Annotated in this window: 14 protein-coding genes; 10 read left to right on the top strand and 4 right to left on the bottom strand. The window is 64.0% G+C overall.

Going from position 1 to position 15807, the window contains the following annotated elements:
- Positions 1 to 184 precede the first annotated feature (184 nt).
- The 9 genes from WT16_RS32640 (at position 185) to WT16_RS24510 (ending at position 10265) form a co-directional block, all read left to right on the top strand.
- Positions 185 to 1126, top strand: coding sequence for a LysR family transcriptional regulator (locus tag WT16_RS32640; RefSeq protein WP_082874984.1), 942 nt, complete (start codon positions 185 to 187; stop codon positions 1124 to 1126).
- Positions 1127 to 1398: 272 nt separating this feature from the next.
- Positions 1399 to 1536 carry a hypothetical protein gene (locus tag WT16_RS33935; RefSeq protein WP_156521489.1) on the top strand — a complete coding sequence of 46 codons (138 nt, stop codon included), beginning with the start codon at positions 1399 to 1401 and terminating at the stop codon, positions 1534 to 1536.
- Positions 1537 to 1634: 98 nt separating this feature from the next.
- The gene (locus WT16_RS24540; RefSeq protein WP_063534427.1) at positions 1635 to 2726 is read left to right on the top strand and encodes an ABC transporter ATP-binding protein; all 1092 of its coding nucleotides are present in this window, start codon (positions 1635 to 1637) and stop codon (positions 2724 to 2726) included.
- A 114-nt stretch (positions 2727 to 2840) separates the two neighbouring features.
- The gene (locus WT16_RS24535) at positions 2841 to 3830 is read left to right on the top strand and encodes an ABC transporter substrate-binding protein (protein ID WP_231892138.1); all 990 of its coding nucleotides are present in this window, start codon (positions 2841 to 2843) and stop codon (positions 3828 to 3830) included.
- A 100-nt stretch (positions 3831 to 3930) separates the two neighbouring features.
- The gene (locus WT16_RS24530) at positions 3931 to 5190 is read left to right on the top strand and encodes an ABC transporter permease (protein ID WP_063534426.1); all 1260 of its coding nucleotides are present in this window, start codon (positions 3931 to 3933) and stop codon (positions 5188 to 5190) included.
- A 31-nt stretch (positions 5191 to 5221) separates the two neighbouring features.
- Complete coding sequence (locus WT16_RS24525; protein WP_063534425.1) at positions 5222 to 6061, top strand: ABC transporter permease; 840 nt, start codon at positions 5222 to 5224, stop codon at positions 6059 to 6061.
- A gap of 499 nt (positions 6062 to 6560) precedes the next feature.
- The gene (locus WT16_RS24520) at positions 6561 to 7886 is read left to right on the top strand and encodes an MFS transporter (RefSeq protein ID WP_043283387.1); all 1326 of its coding nucleotides are present in this window, start codon (positions 6561 to 6563) and stop codon (positions 7884 to 7886) included.
- A gap of 246 nt (positions 7887 to 8132) precedes the next feature.
- A complete protein-coding gene (locus WT16_RS24515; protein ID WP_006029709.1) occupies positions 8133 to 9056 on the top strand; it encodes a LysR substrate-binding domain-containing protein in 924 nt (307 codons plus the stop codon).
- Between the two features lie 63 nt (positions 9057 to 9119).
- A complete protein-coding gene (locus WT16_RS24510; protein WP_063534424.1) occupies positions 9120 to 10265 on the top strand; it encodes an alpha-hydroxy acid oxidase in 1146 nt (381 codons plus the stop codon).
- Between the two features lie 98 nt (positions 10266 to 10363).
- Here WT16_RS24510 and WT16_RS24505 read toward each other — a convergent pair whose 3' ends face one another.
- A complete protein-coding gene (locus WT16_RS24505) occupies positions 10364 to 11140 on the bottom strand; it encodes an NAD(P)H-dependent oxidoreductase (RefSeq protein WP_063534423.1) in 777 nt (258 codons plus the stop codon).
- A 91-nt stretch (positions 11141 to 11231) separates the two neighbouring features.
- Between WT16_RS24505 and WT16_RS24500 the strand changes: the two genes are divergently transcribed.
- Positions 11232 to 12125, top strand: a complete 894-nt coding sequence (locus tag WT16_RS24500) for a LysR family transcriptional regulator (RefSeq protein WP_015603287.1) — start codon at positions 11232 to 11234, stop codon at positions 12123 to 12125.
- A 35-nt stretch (positions 12126 to 12160) separates the two neighbouring features.
- Here the strand turns inward: WT16_RS24500 and WT16_RS24495 are convergent, their stop codons facing one another.
- From WT16_RS24495 to pdhA, 3 genes are read right to left on the bottom strand one after another with little or no spacing between them, the layout of a single operon-like run.
- On the bottom strand, positions 12161 to 13279 hold the full coding sequence (locus tag WT16_RS24495) for a dihydrolipoamide acetyltransferase family protein (RefSeq protein WP_006029713.1): 1119 nt from the start codon (positions 13277 to 13279) through the stop codon (positions 12161 to 12163).
- Positions 13280 to 13283: 4 nt separating this feature from the next.
- Entirely contained in the window at positions 13284 to 14264 is a 981-nt protein-coding gene (locus tag WT16_RS24490) for an alpha-ketoacid dehydrogenase subunit beta (protein ID WP_015604141.1), read from the bottom strand.
- Entirely contained in the window at positions 14257 to 15345 is a 1089-nt protein-coding gene (pdhA, locus tag WT16_RS24485) for a pyruvate dehydrogenase (acetyl-transferring) E1 component subunit alpha (protein WP_009914162.1), read from the bottom strand. The genes WT16_RS24490 and pdhA overlap by 8 nt, the downstream gene beginning before the upstream one ends.
- Positions 15346 to 15807: the final 462 nt, after the last annotated feature.

The following is a 15807-nucleotide window of genomic DNA, read 5'->3' as shown; positions in this document are numbered from 1 at the left end:
GGATGTAGGCGGACTTGCCGTGCATTAATATGTACGGCTCTTTTTTATTCAGTGCTCCTGCGAACGATATCACAGGAGCTGGTCTAGAGTTTGTATCGCACGAGAAAGCACAAGCCCATCCGTCCACAACTTGAACGCAGAATGCTAGTGAACAAAGCGATACTGGCGTTTACACGAGGCTGGGATGCCCATTACCGATCGTTTCATCATGGATCGCATTGATTGGAATCTCTTGCGGACCTACAGAGTTATTATGCAGGAGAGGAGCATTAGCCGTGCGGCGATTCGCATGCATCTCACGCAATCTGCAATTAGTGCTTCGCTTCGTCGCCTCGAAGAAACTGTCGGTCATACTCTTATTTATCGCCAGAGAGGGCAATTCAATCCGACTCCCGCCGGCCAGCGAATTCATGATATCGCCAGTGATATATATGAACAGATGTCGCTTATCGAAACAGACCTTGACACTCATAATAATGAGACAGTTTCAGGGGTAGTAAGAATTCTATCTATCGGCGATTTGATAGCTCCAAAATACGAAAATTTCCTCGCCGATTTTCGAAAGGCGTATCCGCATGCGATGGTAAGCATCGAGCTCTTTCCATCAGATGACATTAGTACTGCGGTATCTCAGCGCACCGCAACTTGCGGGCTAACGTTTGATCGAGGGCCCAGGCTGTCGGTCGAATATGCTCCGCTGAGCAGAGAGAGGTACTCGTTCTATTGTGGCAGAAATCACCGGCTGTTCGGCATAAATGAAATCACAGTGACCGAGATTCGAAGAGAAGGACTGGCTGCGATTTCCGGTGATAAGATCGGACGAAATTCGTGGCCGCTGCAGGTCGCAAAAAATAAGTTTGATCTCGTCGGCGATGTGGTTGCCAGATCGGAAAGCATCAATGAAGTCCGACGTCTCATTGTTGCCGGATACGGTATCGGGCTTCTTCCCAATCATATTGCACGAGAAGATGTCGAAAATCGTCTATTATGGCGACTGCCTATTGAAAATGGACAGATTGATATTGAAGTAAACTTCATCTGGAACAGCAAAAAGCGCATGAACAGAAGTGAAAAAATATTTATCAATCAGTTTTCCAGCTTCCTTACACACAGTCAGGCAATATGAGGCATGTGCATCCGAGTCGCGATGATGGCAGATCGCGGCACTTATGCACGGGTGGACAACACCCCTCCAGGAAATGTGGCACATCAAAACGGCGGCCAATGACTGCTCACCATGAGGAACAGGTCGACTACTCTTTCAATATTATTTGGATCGCAAAGGAACCACGGTTCGCCGGGTACAGATCGCATCGCGATGTCAACATGGAACAAGGTTGATTGAGAAGCGGTGTTTTATGTTTAGTGGTATAATAACATAGTTGGATATTGCATTCCATGAGCTTCAAATTCGCGCCCACGGCAGGTATCATTTCCGAACATTATGTAGGGTTGCCTGTTATCGCCCCTCAACCGCAGAATGCGTCGGTGGGCAAGATTGGAGCGATTCGGGCATTTGCCCTGATGCAAATCTGAAGTCGCTCATACGCATGGTTTTCGGAATATCGACAAATCGAGCTGCACATTAATTGACGGCACCGTAGTTTATCGCCCTAATCCTTTTGACAATCGCGATGAACCAAAGAGATATAATCGTAAATTTCCGATGTGTGCGTAAAACTTATGACGGAAAAACTCTCGTTGTCAAACACCTGGACCTGGATGTCTACCGAGGGGAGTTCTTGACATTACTTGGGCCGTCTGGTTCGGGCAAAACGACCTGCTTGATGATGCTCGCCGGATTCGAGTTTCCTACTAGCGGCGAAATCTGGCTTGACGACGTCTTGCTCAACACGATACCTCCGCAAAAGCGGGGTATCGGCATGGTGTTCCAAGACTATGCATTGTTTCCGCATATGACGGTCGAGCAAAACGTCGCTTATCCGCTCGCAGCGCGTCGAATGCCTATCCGCGGTCGTATAGAGCGCGTGCAAGACGCTTTAAGGATGGTTCGCATGGAGCATCTTGCCAAGCGCTATCCGTCACAGCTCTCCGGCGGGCAACAACAACGCATCGCGCTTGCCCGCGCGCTGGTGTTCGAGCCGAAGCTCGTTCTGATGGACGAACCACTAGGCGCCCTGGACAAGCAATTGCGTGAGCAAATGCAATATGAACTGAAATCGTTACATGCTGAGCTTGGAGTTACATTCATATATGTGACACATGACCAGAGTGAAGCATTGACCATGTCTGATCGCGTTGCGGTTTTTGACAACGGGAGCGTGCAGCAAATTGATTCGGTCGAGCGACTGTATGAAACGCCGAGTAATCCGCTTGTCGCATCGTTTGTTGGTGATAGCAACAGATTTTCCGGAACCGTGGTCGAAGCAGATGGCCGATTCTGTGAATTGCGTTTAAAAGATGGTATCAGCGTACGCGGCGTAAAAATTGGCAATATTCATGCAGGTGAAACCGTGACTGCAATTATTCGACCGGAGCGGATGTGGCTTGTCGATGAGTATCGCGAAAATGAACGCAACATCATCAGCGGTAAGATCAGGCGTTCCGTTTACTTTGGCGATCATATCAGAGTGCATTTTTCTCATTCCGGCCTGGATGATTTGTTTGTGAAGATTCCACTCAACGCGCACGCACTGAACGAGTTGCTTCCCGGCAAGAAAATTCATATCGCCCTTGATCCTTGCCATTTCATGATATTCGGCTGATTTCGTCTAGATATATCCATCAATACATTATTTTTACAAAGAGAGGGCCTTGCAATGATGCATTTTATTAAGCGTTGCCTTATTAACCCAGGTGTGGCGGGTGTCATCGTATCAATGTCGACTGGCGCGACGGCCGAGGGATTGACCGTTGTGAATTTCGGTGGAGCGAATGGAGCGGCTCAAGGAATGGCATTTAATCGGCCTTTCGAAGTTGAAACTGGCGTCAAGGTGAGAGCCATTGCATACAATGGCGAGCAGGCCAAAGTGAAGGCGATGGTTGAAGCGAAGCACGTCGATTGGGACGTCGTTGCCGTCGAGTCGGGAGACCTGGGGCGAGGCTGCGACGAAGGACTATACGAGAAACTCGATTGGTCCAAAATTGCGAAAAAGAGTGACTTGATTTCCGTTGCTCCACAAACCTGCGGCGTAGGGATCTTCGTCTGGTCCACCGCGCTTGCATATGACGCTGATAAGCTGAAAGTTGCACCAACGGGCTGGGCCGACTTCTGGGACGTAAGGCGCTTTCCAGGGAAGCGTTCGCTGCGTAAAGGTGCTCGCGGGAATCTCGAGTTCGCGCTGATGGCGGACGGCGTCGCGCCGAAGGACGTCTACAAGGTGCTCGCGACGAAGGCGGGCCAGGATCGCGCGTTCAAGAAGCTCGACGAGCTGAAGCCGAACATCCAGTGGTGGGAAGCAGGCGCGCAGCCGCCGCAATTCCTCGTCGCGGGCGACGTTGTCATGGCATCTGCGTTCAACGGTCGAATTGATGCGGCGCAACGCGAAGGCAAGAACCTGAAGGTGGTGTGGAACGGCAGCATCTACGATCTGGACTACTGGGCGATTCCGAAGGGCTCGCCGAACAAGGCGCTCGCCGAGAAGTTCATTTCATATACGATCTCGCCGGGACCTCAAAAGGATTTTGCAAGGCGCATCGCATACGGCCCAGTCAATCTCGCCGCGATCAAGTCACTCGATTCCAAGATCCTTGCCAATCTGCCCAATTCTGCGGCGAACGGCAAGAACGCGGTGCTGCAGAACATCACGTTCTGGACCGATCACGGCGACGAGCTCGAGCAGCGCTTTGCCGCTTGGGCGTCGAAGTGACGGCCGCATGAGCCGATGAAGCAAACGGCCGCGCGCGTCATGACGGCGCGCGCGGCGTTCCTCCGAACGGCGTTTCGGCTGGAGACAACCGTTGAATACGATGACGATCGCTACACAGTCGGCGCCGCCGACTCCATCGCTCAAGCGTGAACTGAAGGCGGCCGAGGCCAGGAAGCGTGCGATGGCGCTGCTGCTCGTCGCGCCGCTCGCGATATTCCTGCTGCTCGTGTTCGTGGTGCCGATCGGCGCGCTGCTCACGCGCGCCGTGCAGAATCCCGAGATCGCGGCTGCGCTGCCGCGCACCGTCGCCGCGCTGTCGAACTGGGACCGCAAGGCGCCGCCCGCCGATGCCGCTTACGCGGCGCTCGCCGCCGACCTCACGCAGGTCGCCGACGGCGAGGCGATGGGCGCGCTCGCACGGCGCCTGAACACCGAGATTCCCGGCTATCGGTCGCTCGTCGCGAAGACCGCGCGCGCGATGCCGCTGACGGGCGACGCGAACGCGCCGCTCGCGCCCGCGCAGACGCGCGCGAAGCTGCTCGAGCTCGATGCGCGCTGGGGCGACCCCGCGTACTGGCAGGCGATCGCGAAGAACAGCGGCCGCTATTCGCCGTTCTATCTGCTCGCGGCGCTCGATCACAAGCAGGACGGTTTCGGCAGCATCGTGCCCGCCGATCCCGATCAATCGATCTATCTCGCGGTGTTCGGCCGCACGCTGCTGATCGGCTTCGCGGTCACGCTGTTCGCGCTCGCGCTCGGCTACCCGCTCGCGTACTGGATCTCGACGCTGCCCGAGCGCCGCGCGAATCTCGCGATGATCCTCGTGCTGATTCCGTTCTGGACGTCGGTGCTCGTGCGCGTCGCCGCGTGGATCGTGCTGCTGCAAAGCGAAGGGCTCGTCAATCGCGCGCTGATCGACGTCGGCCTGATTTCGCAGCCGCTCGCGCTGCTGTTCAATCGCGTCGGCGTGTACATCTCGATGACGCACATCCTGCTGCCGTTCATGATCCTGCCGCTCTACAGCGTGATGAAGTCGATTCCGCCGAGCTATCAGCGCGCGGCGGTGTCGCTCGGCAGCCATCCGTTCGCGGCGTTCTGGCGCGTGTACGTGCCGCAGACCTATCCGGGCGTCGGCGCGGGCGCGCTGCTCGTGTTCATCCTCGCGATCGGCTACTACATCACGCCCGCATTGCTCGGCGGTCCGAACGATCAGATGGTCAGCTACTACGTCGCGTACTTCACGAACGTGATGATCAACTGGGGAATGGCGTGCGCGCTCGGCGGCCTGCTGCTCGCCGCGACGCTCGTGCTGTACGCGATCTACGGACGCTTCACGCGCTCGCAGCCGAGCCTCGGCTGAGCAAAGACGGGACCAACAGGGGGAAACGAACATGAAACTGCTGGCGAAGCCGCTTTTCGCGCCGCACATGTCGGGGATCGAGCGCGCATGGTATTTCGCGCTGCGCGGCCTCGTCGCGCTGACGCTGCTGTACCTGATCCTGCCCGTGCTCGCGATCGTGCCGCTGTCGTTCTCGTCGAGCACGTTCCTCGTCTATCCGATTCCGGGCTTTTCGATGCGCTGGTACGAGAACCTGCTCGCGTCCGACGAGTGGCGGATGGCCGCGAAGAACAGCTTCATCGTCGCGCCGGCCGCGACGCTCGTCGCGACCGTGCTCGGCACGCTTGCCGCGATCGGCCTCACGAAGACCGATTTTCGCGGCAAGGGGCTGCTGATGGCGGTGCTGCTGTCGCCGATGATCGTGCCCGTCGTGGTGGTGGGCGTCGGCATGTATCTGTTCTTCGCGCCGCTCGGCCTCGCGAACACGTACGCGGGGCTCATCTGCGCGCACGCGGCGCTCGGCGTGCCGTTCGTCGTGACGACGGTCGCCGCGACGCTGCAGGGCTTCAACCAGAATCTCGTGCGCGCGAGCCTGTCGCTCGGCGCGAATCCGGTGACGACGTTCTTTCGCGTGACGCTGCCCGTGATCGCGCCGGGCGTGATGTCGGGCGCGCTGTTCGCGTTCGCGACATCGTTCGACGAAGTGGTCGTCACGCTGTTCCTCGCGGGCGCCGATCAGACGACGCTGCCGCGCCAGATGTTCACCGGCATTCGCGAGAACATCAGCCCGACGATCGCCGCGCTCGCGACGATCCTCATCGTGTTCTCGACGTGTCTGCTGCTCGCGCTAGAATGGCTGCGCGGGAGAGTTGCTGATCGAGTGGCAGTCTGAGACGATGTACGGGTCAGCGCTTTTTTTCAGGTGCGAGCATCGTTCCTCGACATTCCTCGGTGCCACAGCGGCAGGCATATTCGCAACGGGTCAGTCCACGATGAGCATCCCCTGATTGCCCGGCGCTACCCATCCGCCACGCGATTCGGTCAGTCTTGGCGCTTACGGCATGCGGCATTCAACCGGTCGTAACCGGTTCGATGTGGCGAACGCATCGATTCGCGAAATACGTGCAACGCAAGGCTTCCGCTCGAATACCATGACGACTGTGGACGCGCCGCTGCGCCTCGTACCGTCCTGCGCGATCGATTATCGACGTGCAAGCAGTACACAAGCCTCACCCATGCTTCGAATTAGAAAACGGAATTGAACGAAAGCAATTCGGCGACGGACATGGCGAAGGCAACACGGCAAACCGCTTCACACGTCCGCCGCCCGCCCGTCCCGGCAATCCCGAAGCCCCGGCATCACGCAGCATCCGAACCCAAAGGACCCGCCCATGCCAACCCCGACGCCCCGCATTCCCCGCACTCCCCAACCCGTGCGCGCCGCGACAGCCGCCTTCATCGGCACCACCGTCGAGTTCTACGACTACTACACGTACGCCACCGCCGCCGCGCTCGTGCTCGGCGACGTATTCTTCCCGAGCAGCGACCATTCCGTCAGCACGATGGCATCGTTCGCGACATTCTTCGTCGGCTTTGTCGCGCGCCCGCTGAGCGGCGCCGTGTTCGGCCATCTCGGCGACCGGATCGGCCGCAAGAAAATGCTCGTCCTGACGATGTTCCTGATGGGCATCGCGACGACCGGCATCGGCCTGTTGCCCGGCCACGCGACACTCGGCGTCTGGGCGCCCCTCCTGCTCGTGCTGCTGCGCATCCTCCAGGGCATCGCCGTCGGCGGCGAATGGGGCGGCGCCGTGCTGATGGCGAGCGAGCACGCGAGCGCCGCGCGCAGGACATTCTTCGCATCGTTTCCGCAGATGGGCAGCCCGGCCGGGCTGATCCTGTCGCTGCTCGCATTCCGCTGCGTCACGTCGCTCGATCACGACAGCTTCATCGCATGGGGCTGGCGCCTGCCGTTTCTCGCAAGCTTCGTGCTGTTGCTGATCGGCGTCGCAGTCCGGCTCGGCGTCAACGAGTCGCCGGAGTTCGAGCGCGTGCGCGACAGCCACGCGGTCGCCCGGTTTCCGGTCGCCGAGGCGCTGCGCACCGCGTGGTATCCGATCGTGCTCGCCGCGGCCGCGACGACGATCGGCTCCGCCGGCTTCTTCTTCACGAACACGTTCATGATCTCCTACGTAACGACGTATCTCGGGATGTCGAAATCGTTCATCCTCGATTGCCTGTTCGTCGTCACGATCATCCAGCTACTGTCGCAGCCCGTCTCGGCGCTGCTCGCGCAACGCTTCGGCGAAACGCGTTTCCTGACCTGCGCGGCGCTGCTGTCGATGCTGACGCCGTATCCGATGTTCGTCCTCGTGCGCACGCACGATCCGGCCGCGATCGTCGCGGGCATCGCGTTCGCGGTCGTCACGCTGTCCGCCGTCTACGCGGTGATTGCCGGCTTCATGACGTCCGCGTTCCCGACGCGCATCCGCTATTCGGGCATCTCGATCGCCTACCAGCTATGCGCGCTCGTCGCGGGCGGCACCACGCCGCTCGTCGGCACGATGATCGCGCAGCGCTATCGGGGCGAATGGCTGCCGCTCGCGCTGTTCTTCTCACTGCTGTCGTTCGTGTCGCTCGTCGGCATCGTCGGGCTCGGGCGGTATCGCCGGAATCCGGACATGGCCGGGCCGCACGCATGGGCAGCGAATTCGTGAGCCCGCGCGCCGCGCGAAACTCGCCAACGCGCCGAGCCGGATTGGACCGGACCGGACCGAAGCGGCATGGGCCGCGATCCGCGGGCGACGGCTCGGCTTCATGTCCGGCGAATATTCGTCTGATGAAATGAAGGACCGCCGATATCCGGCTCCTTCGAGATCACGAGATCACGGGATCGCGCGATCGCGCCGCTCATCGCCGCATCGCGCGCTGCCACAAGGAAATCGGTCGATTAGAATCGCCGGATGAACCCCTCCGATCTCCGCGACCTTCGCCTCCCGTCCCTCGACGGCCTGCTCGCCTTCGTCGCCGCCGCGCGCCACGGCACGTTCGAGCGCGCGGCCGAAGAGCTGTGCGTGACGGGGAGCGCGGTCGCGAAACGCGTCGCCGCACTCGAACAGTTGCTCGGCGTGCAGTTGCTCGTGCGCAGCGGCAAGGCGCTGGCGCTGACCGCGGCCGGCAACGAATACCTGCATCAGGTGCACGCGCCGCTGCATCTGCTCGCCGCGGTGCCGTTGCACCGGCGCGACGCCGGCAGGACGGAACGGCTGCGGATCTGCGCGCCGCCGACGTTCGCGCGGCAGATCATGGTTCCGCGCCTCGACGCGTTCACGCTCGCCCATCCCGGCGTGGAGCTCGAGGTCATGCTCGCGAGCCCCTTTCCCGACGCGCCGCCGACGGGCGCCGATCTGTGGATTCGCGGCGGCGGCCCGATCGTGTCGGGCGCGACGGTGCTGATGGTCGATGCGCTGACGCCGCTCGCCGCGCCGTCGCTCGTCGAACGCTTCGCGCCGTTGCGCGAGCTCGCGGACCTCGCGGCGCTGCCGCTCTTGTGCACGCCGCTCGAACCGTGGACGTCGTGGTTCCGCGTTGCCGGCCTCGACTGGCCGGAGCCCGCGAACGGACCGAAACTGATGGATCTCGGGCTGCTGCTCGAAGCGGCGGTCAGCGGCCAGGGCGTCGCGCTCGGCAGCCCCGCGCTCGCGCGCCACTGGCTCGCGACGGGCGCGCTCGTGCCGCTGTTTCCGCATATCGTGCGGCCGGCGGCGCCGTATTACCTGATGCCGCACGCGTCGCGCGCCGCCGCCGACGCGTTCGCCGCGTGGCTCGCCGGCGTCTGCGAGCGCGCGGTGCACGACGGCGCGGAATTTCTTTCGCGCCGCGCCTGAAGATATTTCCGGGCGCGCGGCCAGCCACGGCGGTAGCATCGTCGCCACCTTCCGGAGTCGCCCATGTCCGTCCCGATCACCTGCATCGAAGATCTTCGCGTTCTCGCGAAAAAACGCATCCCGCGGATGTTCTACGACTATGTCGATACGGGCTCCTACACGGAATCGACGTATCGCGCGAACGAAGCGGACTTCCAGAAGATCAAGCTGCGCCAGCGGGTCGGCGTCGACATCTCGGATCGCAACCTGCGCACGACGATGGCGGGACAGGACGTCGCGATGCCGGTCGCGCTCGCGCCGACGGGCCTCGTCGGCATGATGCGCGCCGACGGCGAGATCCTCGCCGCGCGCGCCGCGCGGCGCTTCGGCGTGCCGTTCACGCTGTCGACGATGAGCATCTGCTCGATCGAGGACATCGTGGCGCACGCGAGCGGCCCGTTCTGGTTCCAGCTCTACATGATGCGCGACCGCGCGTTCATCGAGCGGCTGATCGGGCGCGCGAGCGCGGCGGGCTGCCCCGCGCTCGTGCTGACGATGGATTTGCAGGTGGCCGGCCAGCGGCACAAGGACGTGAAGAACGGCCTCTCGACGCCGCCGCGCATCACGCTGCCGAACCTGCTCGACATGATGCGCAAGCCGCGCTGGTGCATCGGCATGGCACGCACGCGCCGCCGCCATTTCGGCAACATCGTCGGGCACGTGAAGGGCATGACCGACATGTCGTCGCTCGATTCGTGGACCCGCGAGCAGTTCGATCCGGCGATCGGCTGGCGCGACGTCGAATGGGTCCGGCAGCGGTGGAGCGGCAAGCTGATCGTCAAGGGCGTGCTCGATCCGGACGATGCGGTCCGCGCGGCCGATGCGGGCGCGGACGCGATCGTCGTGTCGAACCACGGCGGCCGTCAACTGGACGGCGCGATGTCGTCGGTCGAGGCGCTGCCGGCCATCGTCGAGGCGGCCGGCAAGCGCGTCGAAGTGTGGCTCGACGGCGGCGTGCGAACGGGCCAGGACGTGCTGAAGGCGGTCGCGCTCGGCGCGCGCGGCACGATGATCGGCCGCGCGTTCCTCTACGGCGTCGCCGCGCTCGGCGAGGAAGGCGCGCTGCGCAGCCTCGAGCTCATCGCGCGCGAGCTCGATACGACGATGGCGCTGTGCGGCTGCACCGACATTCGATCCGCGAATGCCGGCATGCTCGCGCGGCGGCTCTGATTCGATCCGCTTCCGCGCGGGCGCTCGCACGGTTTCAGGCAGCGCCGCACGCCCGCTGTGCGCGACGGCGTTGCGGCATCGCCGCCGCGCGCCGCGCATTACGCGATATGCGCGGCAAACCCCGACCGATCCGGCGCGACGTCGTCCCGCAGCGTGAGCTGCGGAATCTCGTAATCGCCGGCATTCTGCGGACGAAACGATATCGGCGCGGTCTTCCACAGATCGTCGAGGCGCTGCCCGAGCGAATCGCAGATCGCCGCGAAGCGCGCTTCGTCGATGCGGCTCGTCCGATGCACGAGGAACGGCGGCAGCACGTCGAAGCCGGGGTAATACAGGATGCCGTGATGGATCGGGTACAGCACGTCGCCGATCGGCCCGTTGATCCCGCGCGGCCCGTAATGCGATTCCCAGCCGCCCGTCGTCACGATCAGCATCGCGCGCTTGCCCTTCATCGAGCCCTCGCCGTACCGATCGCCCCAGTGCGTGTCCGAGTGCTCGCCGACGCCGTAGGCGAAGCCGAACGCGTACACGCGCTCGACCCAGCCCTTCAGGATCGCCGGCATCGAGAACCACCACAGCGGAAACTGCAGGACGAGCGCATCGGCCCAGCGCAGCTTGTCCTGCTCGCGCGCGATGTCGGCCGCCTGCGTGCCGTTCTCGAACGCATGCTTCGAGTCGAGCGACGGGTCGAAGCGCGCATCGGGCTGGCGCCCGGTGTTGTCGTCGGCGTCGAGCGCGGCCTTCCACTGCATCGCGTACAGATCGGACACCTGAACCGTGTGTCCGGCGTCCTCGAGGCGCTTGACCGCGAAGTTCCTGAGCGATCCGTTCAGCGATTTCGGTTCGGGATGGGCATAGACCAGCAAGACGTTCATGTCGGCACTCGCGATTGTCTGGAGCAGTGACCGCAGGATAGCGGCCGCTCAGGTATATTGGAAATTGATTTCTGATATTCCAGGTATTGCGATGAACAATCTCAAGCGGCTGGATCTCAACCTGCTGATCACGCTCGACGCGCTGCTGTCGGAGCACAACGTGACGCGCGCGGCCGAGCGGCTGAACCTGTCGCAGCCGTCGGTCAGCATCCATCTCGCGAAGCTGAGAGACATCTTCGGCGATCCGTTGCTACTGCCCGGGCCGCGCGGCATGCGGCCCACCGCGCGCGCCGACGAATTGCGCGAGCCGCTGCGCCGCGCGCTCGAAGCGCTCGGGCGCGCGGTGTCGCCGGGCGCGCCGTTCGATCCCGCCGCGGCCGTTCACACGTGGCGCGTCGCCGCGTCCGACTACAGCGAATCGACGGTCGTGCTGCCCGCGTTGGCCGGCTTGCGCGCGGCCGCGCCCGGCACGCGGCTCGCCGTCGTCGAGACGGTGCCGTCGCGCATCGCGAAGCAGGCCGAGCAAGGCGACATCGACCTCGCGTTCCACATCACCGAATGCGCGCCCGGCAATCTGCGCCACCGCGCGCTCTTCACCGAGCGATACGTGCTCGTCGGGCGCGCCGGCCATCCGCGGCTGAAGCGGCGGCCGACGCTCGCGCAGTTCTGCAGGCTCGATCACGTGATCGTGTCGCCGGACGGCGGCGGCTTTCAGGGGATCACCGATCATGCGCTCGCGAAGGTCGGCCTCGCGCGGCGCGTCGTGCTGTCCGTGCCGCACTTTCTGTTCATGATGTCGGCCGTCGCGAACAGCGATCTCGTCGCGATGATGCCGTCGCGGCTCGTTCGCGACAGCCGCGCACTACAAGTCGTCGAGCCGCCGATCGACGTGCCCGGCTTCCAGATGGCGATGCTCTGGCACGAACGCTCGCATCGCGATCCCGCGCATCAGTGGCTGCGCGAGCATGTCGCGGCTTCGGTGTGACGCGCTTCGGTTTCGCGCGCACGCGCTCGCCGCCGCTATTGCGCGAGTTGCAGATCCGCGATCGCCGCCGCGAGAAAGCGCGCGGCCTCTCCGCCCGTGACGACGCGATGATCGAACGTGAGGCTGAGCGGCAGCATGCGATGCACGGCCGGCGCGCCGGCCACCGCGACGACCGCGTCGTGCACGCGCCCCGCGCCGAGAATCGCGACGGTCGGCGGCACGACGACGGGCGCCGCGTACTTGCCGGCGATCATCCCGAAGTTCGACAGCGTGATCGTGTTGCCGCGCAGCTCGTCGGGCGGAATCCTGCGCGCGCGGATGTCGGCGCGCATCCGGTCGAGCCCGTGGCGCAGGTCGGCGGCGTCGCGATGCGCGACGTCGCGCAGCACCGGCACGAAGAGGCCGTCCGGCAGATCGACCGCGATGCCCACGTCGATCTTCGCGACGACGTGCCGGCGCCCCGCCTGCCCGTCGAACCATGCGTTGAGCCCCGGCTCCGCGCGGCAGCCGGCGACGAGCGCGCGGATGAGGCGCATCGTCACGTCCGTGCCCGCGGGCCACGCGTGGATGTCGGCGTCGTCGATCACGGTCGCCGCGGCCACCTCGCTCTGCGCGCGCGCCATGTTCTGCGCCATCGCGCGCCGCACGCCGCGCAGCACCTCGGGCGGCCCGAGCTCGGCCAGCACCTTCGCGACGCGCTGCACGTCCGCCGCGGTGATCACGCCGTCCGCGCCGGACGGCGTCACCATCGCCAGATCGACGTCGAGCTTGCGCGCGAGCGCGCGCACCGCCGGGATCGCCTTGACCGCGCCCGCGCCGCGCCCGCCGGCTCCCGCGCCGAGCGCCGTGGGCGGCTCCTGCACGACGTGCTCGCCAACCGTCATGTGGCCGACGACCGTCCCCGCATCCGCCTCGTCGGCGTCGCCTTCGAACGCGGCGAGCGGCGCGCCGAGATGAACGATGTCGCCCGGCTGCCCGAACAGCTTCGCGACGCGGCCGGATTGCGGCGACGGAATCTCGACGATCGCCTTCGCGGTTTCGACGGACACGAGCGGCCGGTCCGCGTCGATCGTGTCGCCCGCCTTGACGTGCCATTCGACGATCTCCGCTTCCTGCAGGCCTTCGCCGAGATCGGGCAATTTGAAGATCTTCATGTCGTTACGCTGCCTCCAGCGTTTTCCTGACCGCATCGACGATCCGCGCGACGCTCGGCACGTACTGGCTTTCGAGCCTGAAGAGGGGCACGACGACGTCGTAGCCCGTCACGCGCTGCACGGGCGCGAGCAGCGAATAGAGACAACGCTCGGCGACGAGCGCGGCGATCTCAGCGCCGAAGCCCGCGGTGCGCGGCGCCTCGTGAACGATCACGCAGCGCCCCGTCTTCGATACCGATGCGACGATCGTGTCGGCGTCGAGCGGCTTGAGCGTCGCGACGTCGATCACTTCGGCCATCACGCCCTCCTGCGCGAGCTGATCGGCGGCCGCCTGCGCGTCCTGCAGCGCGGCGCCCCAACTGACGAGCGTGACGTCGGCGCCGTCGCGCAGCGTGAAGCACGTATCGAGCGGCAGCGCTTCGCCGTTGTCCTCGACGGGCTGCCTGAACAGCCGATACAGCCGCGACGGCTCGAAGAACATCACCGGGTCCGGATCGCGTATCGCCGCGAGCAGCAGCCCGTAGGCGCGCGCGGGCGTCGACGGAATCACGACGCGCAGGCCCGGGATGTGCGCGAACATCGCCTCGGGGCTCTCCGAATGATGCTCGGGCGCGTGAATGCCGGCGCCGCACGGCGCACGGATCACGAGCGGGCACGACAACCGGCCGCGCGTGCGATGGCGCAGCCGCGACGCATGATTGAGCACATGATCGATCGCCGGATAGACGAAGCCTGTGAACTGGATCTCGGCGACGGGCTTGAGCCCCATCGCCGCCATGCCGATCGCGGCGCCCGCGATCGCCGTTTCCGCGAGCGGCGTGTCGATCACGCGCTGCGCGCCGAAGCGCGCCTGCAAATCGACGGTCGCGCGAAACACGCCGCCGTTCACGCCGATGTCCTCGCCGAGCAGCACGACGGACGGATCGTGCGCGAGCTCGTACGCGAGCGCCAGATTCACGGCTTCGACCAGATTCAGGTCAGCCATGATGATTCTCCGCGGCCGGCGCAAACGCGAGCGCCGTCGCCAACTGTTCCTGCATCGCGTGCGGCAGGCTCGCGTACAGATGATCGAACATCGCCGACGCGGCCGGCTGCGGCACCGCGAGATAGGCGCGCACCGCTTCCTCGACCTGCGCGTAGCACGCCTTGCCGAACGCTTCGTCCTGCGCGTCGTCCCATACGTTGCGACGCATCAGATGCTTGCGCAGCCGCAGCAGCGGCTCGAACGCCCATTGCTTGCCGAGCGCGTCGGCATCGCGATAGCGCGTCGCGTCGTCCGCCGTCGTGTGATCGCCGAGCCGGTAGCTGAGCGCCTCGACGAGCGCCGGGCCGCCGCCGCGCCGCGCGTTTTCGATCGCTTCGCCAACGGCCTGCCGCACGGCGACGATATCGTTGCCGTCGATCTGCCGCCCTTCGATGCCGGCGGCGATCGCCTTTTGCGCGAGCGTGCGCGCGGCGGTCTGCCGCGCGCGCGGCATCGAGATCGCCCACTGGTTGTTGTTGACGACGATGACGAGCGGCACGCGCCACGCGCCCGCGAGGTTCATCGCTTCGTAGAAATCGCCCTTCGACGTGCCGCCGTCGCCGAGCACGGCCACGGCGACGCGCGCTTCGCCGCGCAGCGCGAACGCATAAGCGGCGCCCGCCGCATGGCACACCTGCGTGGCGATCGGCACGCAATTCGGAAAATCCAGCCGCGCGGCCGTGAAATCGCTGCCGCGCTCGTCGCCGCCCCAATACAGCAGGCTTTCCGTCATCGTCACGCCGCGCAGGAATTGCGCGGCGTGATCGCGATACGACGGAAACAGCACGTCGTCGGCGCGCATTGCACTCGCGACGCCCACGCCGATCGCCTCTTGCCCGATCGACGACGCGAACGTGCCGATCTTGCCGGTGCGCTGCAGCGCGACCGCTTTCGTGTCGAACGCGCGTGTGAGCACCATCGCGCGGTAGAGCGGCAGCAGCGCGGCCGCGTCCTGCGCGAACGCGGGCAGCGGCTGGACCGGCTCGCCGTCCGGGCCGAGGTATTGCGTGTAATCGATATCGAAGCTGGCGACCGTGGTCATCGCGGGTCTCCCTGTTTTTCTGGATGCCGAACCATCGATCGAACGCCGCGCCATGTCCACCGGCTGGCCGGCTCGCTCGTTGCTTTTCCGCGCCGCCGGATGCGTTCGCGTCAATGCGATCGGCATCGTCTTGTGCGTAACTGGATTTTAGGCAATGGGATCGGCGGCAAAGGCAGGGGTTTGCACGCGGGTCGGCGGCGGGATCGGCAGGCGCGCGCTCGCGCCGAATCGGATGAAGTGACCGGCGAAGCAGTCAACCGGAAAAATTGACCCGCCGCGCCGCGACATTCATGATGCGGTGCGGCAGGTCGATCAGCAATACAACATGGGCCGATTGCTGCATTTTCTTGAGATCGGAAAAGGCAGGACGTCGAATGGCCTTTCCGACTTAAAAGTTAGACGATTCCGCGCGAAACGTCTGTTAATTTTGGTCAGATCGGCGCGGAAAATCCGCCGCGCTTT

It is taken from the genome of Burkholderia sp. MSMB1589WGS (assembly GCF_001636105.1).
Classification (GTDB): domain Bacteria; phylum Pseudomonadota; class Gammaproteobacteria; order Burkholderiales; family Burkholderiaceae; genus Burkholderia; species Burkholderia humptydooensis.
Note: the sequence above shows the minus strand (reverse complement) of the source record. Positions and strands in the feature narration are given on the sequence as shown.

Coding starts and splice junctions, on each gene's coding strand:
- WT16_RS24540 (WP_063534427.1), top strand. CDS start 1,635: ATGAACCAAAGAGATATAATCGTAAATTTCCGATGTGTGCGTAAAACT.
- WT16_RS24525 (WP_063534425.1), top strand. CDS start 5,222: ATGAAACTGCTGGCGAAGCCGCTTTTCGCGCCGCACATGTCGGGGATC.
- WT16_RS24490 (WP_015604141.1), bottom strand. CDS start 14,264: ATGGCTGACCTGAATCTGGTCGAAGCCGTGAATCTGGCGCTCGCGTAC.
- WT16_RS24505 (WP_063534423.1), bottom strand. CDS start 11,140: ATGAACGTCTTGCTGGTCTATGCCCATCCCGAACCGAAATCGCTGAAC.
- WT16_RS24510 (WP_063534424.1), top strand. CDS start 9,120: ATGTCCGTCCCGATCACCTGCATCGAAGATCTTCGCGTTCTCGCGAAA.
- WT16_RS24495 (WP_006029713.1), bottom strand. CDS start 13,279: ATGAAGATCTTCAAATTGCCCGATCTCGGCGAAGGCCTGCAGGAAGCG.
- WT16_RS24515 (WP_006029709.1), top strand. CDS start 8,133: ATGAACCCCTCCGATCTCCGCGACCTTCGCCTCCCGTCCCTCGACGGC.
- WT16_RS24530 (WP_063534426.1), top strand. CDS start 3,931: ATGACGATCGCTACACAGTCGGCGCCGCCGACTCCATCGCTCAAGCGT.
- WT16_RS24535 (WP_231892138.1), top strand. CDS start 2,841: ATGTCGACTGGCGCGACGGCCGAGGGATTGACCGTTGTGAATTTCGGT.
- WT16_RS24500 (WP_015603287.1), top strand. CDS start 11,232: ATGAACAATCTCAAGCGGCTGGATCTCAACCTGCTGATCACGCTCGAC.
- WT16_RS24520 (WP_043283387.1), top strand. CDS start 6,561: ATGCCAACCCCGACGCCCCGCATTCCCCGCACTCCCCAACCCGTGCGC.
- pdhA (WP_009914162.1), bottom strand. CDS start 15,345: ATGACCACGGTCGCCAGCTTCGATATCGATTACACGCAATACCTCGGC.
- WT16_RS32640 (WP_082874984.1), top strand. CDS start 185: ATGCCCATTACCGATCGTTTCATCATGGATCGCATTGATTGGAATCTC.
- WT16_RS33935 (WP_156521489.1), top strand. CDS start 1,399: ATGAGCTTCAAATTCGCGCCCACGGCAGGTATCATTTCCGAACATTAT.